5 protein-coding genes are annotated in these 7,434 nt (G+C 43.2%); 3 read left to right on the top strand and 2 right to left on the bottom strand.

The features are described 5' to 3' along the window. Positions 1-102: 102 nt before the first annotated feature. The gene (locus tag ACZND6_RS04730) at positions 103-777 is read left to right on the top strand and encodes a DUF3800 domain-containing protein (protein ID WP_300877116.1); all 675 of its coding nucleotides are present in this window, start codon (positions 103-105) and stop codon (positions 775-777) included. A 74-nt stretch (positions 778-851) separates the two neighbouring features. Here the strand turns inward: ACZND6_RS04730 and ACZND6_RS04725 are convergent, their stop codons facing one another. Then, on the bottom strand, positions 852-2,072 hold the full coding sequence (locus tag ACZND6_RS04725; RefSeq protein WP_489524426.1) for an AAA family ATPase: 1,221 nt from the start codon (positions 2,070-2,072) through the stop codon (positions 852-854). 411 nt (positions 2,073-2,483) lie between these two features. On the opposite strand from ACZND6_RS04725, the gene ACZND6_RS04720 reads away from it, so the two are divergent. After that, complete coding sequence (locus ACZND6_RS04720; RefSeq protein ID WP_489524424.1) at positions 2,484-4,868, top strand: TOTE conflict system archaeo-eukaryotic primase domain-containing protein; 2,385 nt, start codon at positions 2,484-2,486, stop codon at positions 4,866-4,868. 312 nt (positions 4,869-5,180) lie between these two features. After that, a complete protein-coding gene (locus ACZND6_RS04715; protein WP_300876649.1) occupies positions 5,181-5,669 on the top strand; it encodes a hypothetical protein in 489 nt (162 codons plus the stop codon). A gap of 215 nt (positions 5,670-5,884) precedes the next feature. On the opposite strand, the gene ACZND6_RS04710 is transcribed toward ACZND6_RS04715, so the two are convergent. Next, complete coding sequence (locus tag ACZND6_RS04710; protein WP_418571633.1) at positions 5,885-7,297, bottom strand: FAD-dependent oxidoreductase; 1,413 nt, start codon at positions 7,295-7,297, stop codon at positions 5,885-5,887. Between the last annotated feature and the right edge of the window lie 137 nt (positions 7,298-7,434).

Raw genomic sequence — 7,434 nt, 5'->3', positions numbered from 1 at the left:
TGAGAAACCGCCGTAAAACCAAGGTGACTTGGCCTACCAGATCGGTACGGGCGGTGGTGTGAGAGGGTGTTCGCTAGAACTCAGCGAAACCCTACTCGATTTATGAAAGAACTGAGTACTTTTATTGATGAATCGGGTGATTTTGGGAATTTTGAACCTCATTGCCGGTATTACATCGTATCTTTCGTATTCCACGATCAAGCTGTTGATATCTCAAGTCAGATCTCAGTTCTTGATCAGAAATTAGATAACTTAAACATCGACCACGTTGTCCATACGGGCCCGATTCTTAGGAGAGAGCCTCCATATAATCCCTTGCTAATTCAAGAGCGAAAAAGAATATTAAACGCCTTTGTTGCTTTTCTAAGGCATGTAGATGTTTCTTTTGTATGTTTTTTGGTGGATAAAAAATATATAAATGACCCGATGAAATTAATTTCGGATTTATCTCGTCAGATCTCGCAATTTTTGCAGCAACGCACTTCTTTTTTTCACTCTTTTAATGTTGTCAAGGTCTATTATGACAACGGACAGACTGAATTAACAAAAATATTGGCTTCTGTGCTTCCAATTTATCTGAACAATGTGGTCTTTAACAAAGTATCACCCAAGGACTATAAATTATTCCAAGCTGCGGATTATGTCTGTACATTCAGATTGCTGAAAGAAAAATTGGAAAAAGACTGTCTGACAAAATCCGACCTAAAATTCTTTTTGGGTAAGAGAGAACTAAAGAAAACTTATTTAGCGCCTCTTCTGACGAAAACATTCCTCTAACTCTCTCCGACTGGCATGGAAGAGAGGAAACTGTTAAATAAGAAGTTATCCAAAGAAGGGCGCTTTAATTGGATCTAAAGTTTCGGAGAGCCTCCAAATCTTCCTTCCTCATAAAGTTTCTGCAAACTTGAATCATTCCTTAACCCTTCAAACTCGACGGCATTCACCAGTTGCGAAGAGAAGTCTTGCCGCCGCTCCACGAACCAAATCTCATCTCTGCGAAGACCGGCTCGCCGAAGTAGGTTGGTATCATGGGAGGTAAAGACAAGCTGCTTCCTAGTATTTGAGCTTACATTCTCCAAGAATCTTCTCACGAGCCAATAATTGATTTCCGTGTGTAATCCATGGTCGATTCCGTCAATGACATAAACGCAGTTCTTCTTGCTGAGCAAAAGATCGTTGATGGTCGGAGCAAGGTCAATAATTTTCCTTGCGCCGGTGGATTCCTCTTCTAAAGGAATCAAGTATTCTTTGCCTGATATTTCATGTACTGCACTGAGCCTGCAGAAAGCTAAATCTCCGTCTTTGTAATGTGCCAATATCCGTCCGCCGCTGGTTTTTCGGATGAGTTGGCTTCCGCGACAGCAAACAGTTGAAAGTAGTTCGTTTCGCTCATAAGGAGATAGACGTAAGGCTGACTCTGAAACAGGAGTGGAAACAAGGGCTGATATTCCAGTATCGGTGTTTTTCAGAACTTCAGACAATAGGCTGTTCCACGAACCATTCCCACCGACATCTAAATCGTAAGAAACCAGAAAAGAATCCGGATAAATGACTTTAAGTTCCTCAGAGAACCATCTGAAAACTTCTTCAAATGGTTTGAATTTCATTGAACTCAAAGTCGTGAGAAGCGGGATGGTACGATCCGGAGAACGATCAGCGATGCACTGAATGGCGTCGTGAGAATTAATACTCGGATTTATCTGAACCTTGTCCTTCTCTCGAAGATACAGAGTCTTTTCGCTACGGCTGTTCCTTTCAATTAGTTCCTCATACAAGATTTCATCTTCGTTGCATGCAATTTTGAATTCATAGATCAGCTCGTTGACAAGGATTGAAATCTCAAATTTGGAGATCGGATTTTTATCCTCGGAAAAGTAAAAATTCCGCGGTGGAATTTTTCCCTTAAGCTTTGGCGTTGTTACCAATGTCTTAAGGAAATCCAACGCGTTGATGAGATTGCTTTTGCCTGAAGCATTGGCCCCATAGATGGCAGCCAAGGGAAGCAGTTTCAGTCTGAACTTAGGAACCGATGCCAATGTTTTGCTGTTTGTCCTCTCTTTTCCCGCGACCATGGAAAAAGTGGCCATCTCTTCATAAGAGAGAAAGTTTGATAACTCAAACTCAATAAGCATGATGTTCTTTGCGACTGTGATGGTTAAATTCTCTTTTGGAAATTTAGTGTTGCGTATAGAGAGATTTTATCTCCTATAACGTAACAGAAGTCTTTCTCAAGGGAAGCGCCCTTAAGGTCTTTCTTCTTTAAATCCTAACTACAGCCGGAAGAAACGGAGATCTCTATTTAGGTATTGTTGTAATTCCTTAGGTCTAACTTTTCATATTCAGGAAGATGAGGTCTGATTTCCAACAAATCCTTCCGTTATCAAACGGTAATGCGCTCAGTCAATCTTTTTCTATAACTATATGAACTCACGGTGATTTTTTCTTTAAGATGAGAGGAGAAATCTTCGAGAAAGGAGATAGAAGTGCGCAAACTTGCTGATCTAATCTTTCAAAGGGACCGACTTCGAGAAGAGTTGTCGAAGATTGAAAAAGAAATCTCTGTCCTAACTCAGAAAACACCCTCTCTTAATCTTCCTTTTGCGCATGAAATACCCAAAGATACGGATCAAGAGAAACCTTCCGATTCCGCACCATTAACGCCGCAGCAAAAGATTTCGCTTTTCTATGACTTGTTCAAAGGAAGAGGCGACACCTTTGCTGAACGATGGGAATCCTTCTACGATCCGCAAAAGGCCGGATATTCTCCGATTTGCATCAAACGTTCCGGCGAATGCCAGAGACCGTATTCGCTCTGCAAAAACTGCCCCGATAAACGTTACAAACCGTTCACACCAAAAGACGTTGAACAGCACCTTTTAGGAAACAAAACGGTTGGAACCTATCCGCTCGTGAATGGTCGATATTGTCCTTTCGCTGTCATTGATTTGGACGAGGATGATTGGAGAAATGATGCCAAGGCCATTCTTGAGTGTGCTGAGAAATTGGGCATTCCGGCTTATCCTGAAATATCACGTTCAGGAAAGGGCATACATATCTGGATTTTCTTCGAGGGCTTGGTTTCTGCAAAAGACGCAAGACTTCTCTGCGATTCACTAATTACTCTGATTCAGAATCAGATCAGAACGGAGGTCTCTTTGTCTTCCTTCGATCGTATCATTCCCTGCCAAGACGTATTGGGTACGAATCAGCTAGGCAATCTTGTCGCACTTCCGCTTCAAAAGAAGCGGCGTCCTAATGCTTCAGTCTTTGTGGATAAAAGTCTGCAACCCATAAAGGATCAATGGCAGCTGCTGAGAACGGTTCGCAAACTTTCCGCTGAGGAACTTTCGGAATGGTTGGAGAATTACTGTGTAGATGAATCAGGAAACGTTACAGCAGAAAATGGCCTTCCTTGGGAATCCGCAAAGTTCCGTCCAAAGTTAAAGGCTGCGGCCGAGAATATCACAATAGATGTCTTCGATAAGATCTATTTCCGTCTGTCAGATTTAACTGTCGGCCTAAAGAATGCCCTGACTAAGTTCGTCACATTCCACAATCCGATGTTTTATCAACTGCAAGCTCTAAACAAGTTTGTCGGACGAACGCCTCGGTTTTTGACAATGGCTGAGCCGTTCAATCGAGATTATTTCAGTCTCCCGAGAGGCGTCTTAACCGAAGTGATAGATCTCTTAGAAGAAAACGATATTTCTTTTGATTTGAGAGATAGGAGGGTAGCCGGAACGAAAGTTTTCATCAAGCTTGATCTTAAACTTCGGGAAAAGCAGAAGAAAGCCTTGAAGGCGCTCCTTTCCGAAGACCAAGGTCTGCTTATTGCCTCTACGGGCTTTGGCAAAACCATCGTCGCTGCGGCTTTGATTGCTGAGCGGAAGGTTTCAACTTTGATACTCGTGAATAGAGTGGAACTTGTCCGCCAGTGGCAAACAAGACTCCAAACACTCAATGTCGGCAGTGCAGAAGTCGGTGTTTGGTATGGGACCAAAAGGAAAAGAACTGAAGAGATAGACGTCGCATCCATTCAAAGTGTGGAAAGAATGGATGAAGAAGAGCTTAGGCAGTTTCTATCGTCTTATGGAATGCTTATCGTGGACGAGTGTCATCATGTCGCCTCTCCTAATTATCAAAGAGTCGTTTCATGCTCTGCTGCTAAATATCGATACGGCTTATCGGCCACTCCCGCCAGAAAAGACGGAAAGGAAAAGATAATCAACTTTCTGTGCGGCCCTGAACTAATAAGAGTCGAAGAGAATTTATCCGCCAAATGTACCTATCGAGTTCTAGAGTTTGACGGTCTCTTGTATCCGTTTACAGAAAAGACTACATATGCACAGCTTGCCTCGATGCTTGCAGAAAACGAAGAACGATCAAGGCGCGTCGTAGAAGAGGCCGTTTCTTTGTATCAGGAGGGAAGAAAAGTCCTCCTTTTGACGGAACGAGTAGCTCATCAAAACAAACTTGAAGAGATGTTGATAAACGAGAATGTCCTTTTCTTTAATTTTCAAGCTCGATTGAAGGCCAAGGAAAGAGAGGAAATTCTTTCGAAAATCTCTAAACTTCCCGCTAACGAACCTTTTATACTGCTAGCCAACGGAAAGTTGATCGGAGAAGGATTTGACTTGGAAAGGCTGGACACCGTCATCTTTTCATTTCCATTCTCCTGGAAAGCTGTTGTCACACAGTACATCGGCCGCGTAATGCGTCGCTCACCGTCCAAGAATCATATCCTCCTAATTGATACCGTGGACAGGGGAAATCCGATCCTGGAGAGAATGTTCAGGAAGAGGCAAAAAGTTTACGAAGCGTTAGGCTTCAAACCTCAGGATGCTCAGGCTGACCTTTTTGTTCGTTAACAGGAGCAGTGCTGTTGGGCGGCAGGATTATTCTCTGCAGGCTTAATGCTCGTTTCTCGCTTTTGACCATTCCTGTTGCTTTTTCCGGGTTAAAGAACTGATGCAATAACTAATGGTTTAGGGGCGATTGTGTTAAAAGAGATTCTTCTGTCATCCTTCTTTATGAAAAGTTGGAGCCAAATCCAATGGTAAACAATTGGGTTATCGCCATGGGAACCCTAAATGGCATTTACACTTATCGCTCGAATTTTGAAAAACCTTAGATTTTCATAGAAGAATCTAAGAGGTCAGCGGATTACCACAGGTGCAATCATGGGAAAAGATATAGATGATCTCATTGACCAACTCAGTCTTCAGCAGCTGAAGAAACTGGTTAGCAAATACGCGAGATTAGATAGGCAATTAAGAGACGAAATCCTTTCGACAGCACCTGTCAGGAACGCCTCCTTTAACGGACTTATATTGGAAGAATGGAGGCGAAGGGTAGAAGAAGCAATTGTCAGAGATCTTAAGGGTGAGTTAGATGATTACTACAACCAAAAATTCGTCAATTGGGATTCAGCGGTCGCAACTTTGGCAAAAGCTGTAAAAGATTTACAAGTACGAAATCAATCAAATGATGTTTTCACACTGTTGGACGAAACTGAAATACGAATCGCAAAAGAGTCGGAATGTGAGTTTGTCGAAGATGAGTATGGCACCGATATCTATGTTGAGTATGAGGACGTGTCCAAGAAAATTAATAAGTTGAGACATCTTGCCAAAATCGAATCTGACAAAACCGACCGGAATTATTTTTAGTCTTGTCTAAAGCAGCAAAAGAAGGCGTCAGGATTTCCGACGCCAGAATAGACTGCTCGAATTCCTGTTAGAGAAGACGAAGATAACGGCTCATACGATCTTTTAGCAACAGCGATTAGAAGCCAAATAATTAGGATTTTCAAACAAATAGCAGACCAGCCGGAGATCCATGCCTCTCCGACTGGTCAATCATTACTAACTTAGTGATTCAAAGACTACTTTGCTGCCTCTGCACCGGCAATCCTTCCGTACACTGTCGCCATAACAAGTCCGGAAATCCCGCCGCCGCCAAGTCCTGCCTGATAAGCCAAGTGGCCTGTGACGTCGCCGGCGGCATACAGTCCCGGGATAGGGGTGCCGGCCGTTGTCATGACTTGAGCCTTCTTGTTGATTTCCAGTCCCGAATAAGATGTGTAAATTTGGGGCTCGCATTCAAATGCGTAATAAGGTCCTTTATCAATCGTATCCAGCAGCTTGGTGCGGTTTTGATATCTGTCCTTACCCTTTAACACGTCTTCGTTGTATTCCTTAACGGTCTTTTCAAGGTTTTGGTAGTTGATGCCTTCTGCTTTTGCCAGATCCTTTAAGTTGTCGAACTTGTCGACTTTTTGCTTGTCGAAGAAAATCTTCAAGCTGGTGTCTTTGTATTTATCAACAGCCTTGGAGTCAAGAATCCAATAAGCGAGTTTGAACTTGTTTTCGACCATCTTGTGGTTAACAGCAAGATATCCCCGAGTTTCATCCTGGAAGCGTTGGCCGTTCTTGTTGACGATGATCAAAGGGACTTCAACCAAAGGCTGTCCGATGGAAACGTTGCTGTGCGTTCCGACAAAGAGCATGTTCATGCCGAAGCCGTAATGTTCAACAATGACATTTGCTCCGACAGCAGTCGCGGCCTTAATGCCATCTCCGACATTGAGCTTGGAACCGTGAGACTTAACACCCCTTAAGTATGGATGGTATTTTTCAACCATCTCTTTGCCGTTGGCAAAACCACCGGTCGCAAGTATTACACCATGGTCAGCATAGATTGCGTACTTGTTTCCCTTGTTATTTTCTACGATTGCACCGATGACTCGGGCATTCCGTTTTTCACTTTCAGTAATCAGGGAAATAAGTTTAGTATTCAGGATAATTTCGACGCCGAGTGATTCTGCTTTTTCTTGCAGTGCTTTGATGGCTTGCGGTGAGCCGACCCTATAACCCGGAGCAAAATAATGAACACGTTTGCGATTGCCTATGGCCTGAGCGGGCTGATCTGTAAACTTGACGCCTAAAGATTCAAGCCAATCAAGATCCTTTGGACCTTGTTCATAAACCAACCGGGCAACGCCTGAGTCTCTCTTCAGAAAACGATTCAGCTTCAGTCCTCTTTCAAGGGAGTCTTGCCAGTTAATTTCCAGGGAGTCATCAATTCCGGCTTTTTTCTGAATCTTAGTGCCGCCAATCCAATATCCTGAGCCGGAAAGGATGGAGTGGCCGCCTAAAAATCCGCCTTTTTCAACCAATATAACTTTCGAAGCTCCGCTTTGTTTTGCAGAGATTGCTGCGCACAGTCCGGCCATGCCGCCGCCAAGAACCAAAACATTGGAACGAACGTCCGAACTTCCTGCTGCGATTGCTGTCATAGGTATAGATGTCAAGGAAAAAGCAACGCCTGCAGAGATTTTAAAAAATTGTCTTCTTTGCATAAAATGTCTCCTTAGGTGAAGAACACTTACAGATTAGTGGTCCGTAGTTTTTCTACCTACCGCTTTTACACAAC

This window comes from Parasutterella sp., assembly GCF_057870745.1.
Note: the sequence above shows the minus strand (reverse complement) of the source record. Positions and strands in the feature narration are given on the sequence as shown.

Bases quoted from the DNA above. Each gene is read 5' to 3' on its own strand.
- ACZND6_RS04730 (WP_300877116.1), top strand. From the start codon at position 103: ATGAAAGAACTGAGTACTTTTATTGATGAATCGGGTGATTTTGGGAAT.
- ACZND6_RS04725 (WP_489524426.1), bottom strand. From the start codon at position 2,072: ATGGTCGCGGGAAAAGAGAGGACAAACAGCAAAACATTGGCATCGGTT.
- ACZND6_RS04715 (WP_300876649.1), top strand. From the start codon at position 5,181: ATGGGAAAAGATATAGATGATCTCATTGACCAACTCAGTCTTCAGCAG.
- ACZND6_RS04710 (WP_418571633.1), bottom strand. From the start codon at position 7,297: ATGACAGCAATCGCAGCAGGAAGTTCGGACGTTCGTTCCAATGTTTTG.